At 34.1% G+C, this 2,414-nt stretch carries 2 protein-coding genes; both read right to left on the reverse strand.

Annotated features, from left to right (window positions below):
• Nucleotides 1-8: 8 nt before the first annotated feature.
• Nucleotides 9-839 (reverse strand): 4,5-DOPA dioxygenase extradiol, encoded by an 831-nt coding sequence (gene ygiD, locus B3J44_RS11200; RefSeq protein ID WP_286968524.1) that lies wholly within the window; start codon nt 837-839, stop codon nt 9-11.
• 151 nt (nt 840-990) lie between these two features.
• Nucleotides 991-2,400, reverse strand: a complete 1,410-nt coding sequence (locus B3J44_RS11205; protein WP_286968544.1) for an ATP-dependent DNA helicase — start codon at nt 2,398-2,400, stop codon at nt 991-993.
• Between the last annotated feature and the right edge of the window lie 14 nt (nt 2,401-2,414).

Raw genomic sequence — 2,414 nt, forward strand, 5'->3', positions numbered from 1 at the left:
AAAGTAAATTAAACAATCTTTACAGATGTCATACTCAAAGAACCTGCTAATAATTTGTCATTAAACAGATCTAATTCATCTTTTTTGTCCTTTAAGCCCAAAGTATACAATAACGGGAGATAATGCTCTGGAGTTGGAACTGCTAATTGAACGGCCTTATTTAATTTTTCAAAATCTATTAAAGGCTGAAAATTTCCATCTAACAAATAATTATTTACAATTTCGCGAGCTTCAATTGCCCAATCGTAACCATAATTGTCTTTATCAAAATTTCTGAAATCGACCATTCTAAGATTGTGGACAATATTACCGCTTCCGATAATTAAAACACCTTTGTAGCGAAGCGCCTGCAGTTTTTGAGCCAATTCAAAATGGTATTGCCCCGATTTTGTATAATCAATGCTCAACTGAATTACTGGAACATCTGCATTTGGGTATAAATGCTTGATAACACTCCAAGCTCCATGATCCAACCCCCAATGTTCGTCTAATTCAACCGTGACTGGATTTAGCATCTTTTGCGTTTCAACAGCTAATTCTGGACTTCCTTTTGCGGGATATTGTACATCAAAAAGCGCCTGCGGAAAACCTCCAAAATCATGAATAGTTCTTGGCATTTCCATAGAAGTCACTTTTGTTCCCTTTGTAAACCAATGCGCCGAAACGCATAAAATAGCATTGGGTTGCGGAAGTGTTTTTGCCAAATTACGAAAACCCGTCACAAACTGATTTTCTTCAATAGCATTCATCGGGCTACCGTGGCCTAAAAATAGAACTGGCATTTTATCGGTATTCGAAAACGTTGATGAAATCGAATGTAAGTCGTTTAGTATTGTCATTTTATAAAAGTTTTTTTTGCCACAGATTAAAAGAATTAAAAAGATTTTTTAGGCTCGTTTAAACTTCTCTTGAAGATATTGCAACCCAAACTGATTAATCAATTTAAAATGAATAAAATCTGTGAAAATCCTTTTAATCTGTGTCTAAAATTTACTCTTCAAAACTCTCGTCTTTAAAGCCTATCAAATATAGCTTATTTTTAGCACGTGTCATAGCGGTATAAAGCCATCTAATATAATCAGTATCAATGCCGTTTGGAAGAAATGGCTGTTCAATAAAAACAGTATTCCACTGCCCACCTTGCGATTTATGACACGTTATGGCATAAGAGAATTTAACTTGTAATCCGTTAAAATATTCGTTTTCTTTTACCTTCTGAAATCTTTTGTATTTAGTCGGCTCATCTTCATAATCTTTCATTACTTCTTCGTACAAACGATTTGATTCTTCATAAGTTAAAGAAGGCGATTCGCTAGCTAAAGTATCTAGAATTAAAACCGTTTCAAAAGGTTTTTGTTCTGGATAATCGACCATTCTGATTTTTACTTTCGCAAACTTAAACCCGTATAATTCTCTGATTCCGAAAAGTTCTAAAACTTCAATAATATCTCCGTTGGCAATAAATCCAGCTTCATCGGTTTCTTTCAGCCAGAAATAATTGTTTTTTACAACCATTAAAAAGTCACCAACCGAAAGTTCGCTTTCTTTAAATAAAATTCGACTTCTAATTTGCTCATTATATTGATTTGCACGTTTATTAGAACGGACAATAAAAGCAGTATCTTCAATACTATAATTACTGTATGCTGTATTAATCGCGTCTTGAATGTCGTAACCATCAGTAAGTCGAACGATATCTTTAAACTTCTTGACGTTGAATTTAAATTCTGTTATAAAACTTTCTTTCAACAATTCACGCAATTCAGTAGCATTGTATAAAATTCCTGAACTTTCTTCCTGACGCATTACTTCGTCCAACTCGATATGTTCAATTTCTTTATCATAATGAATTCCCAAAGTCTGAATGTCAAGCGCGGGACTTATATCTAAATTTACAGGAGGCAACTGTGCCGTATCTCCCAAAAGAATCATTTTGCAATTGTTTCCAGAATAAACATAATTGATCAAATCGTCTAAAAGCGATCCACTGTCTAATGTGCTATCTGAAATCATCGAAGCCTCATCGACGATAAAAATGGTGTTTTTATGTTTATTGACTTGTTTGGTAAAAGCCACGCCACCGCCAGATGATTTCTTCGGGAAATAGATTTTTTTATGAATTGTAAATGCTGGATTATTTGAATAATTGGCAATTACTTTTGCCGCTCGTCCTGTTGGCGCCAACAAAACATATTTTTTGTTGATATCGCCAAGATTATTAACGATGGTAGAAATAACGGTAGTTTTTCCTGTTCCCGCATATCCTTTTAAAACGAAAATCGTGTCGTTTTGAGGTTCGGTTAGGAAGATTGCAATTTTCTGAAAAAAAATATCCTGTTTGTAAGTTGGAGCAAAAGGAAATCGTTTTTGTAAAGTACCGTAAAACTGTGCAGAATTCATAAAGTGATATTGAA

Origin of the sequence: Flavobacterium sp. UBA4854, assembly GCF_002399805.1 — a bacterium.
Classification (GTDB): domain Bacteria; phylum Bacteroidota; class Bacteroidia; order Flavobacteriales; family Flavobacteriaceae; genus Flavobacterium; species Flavobacterium ginsengisoli.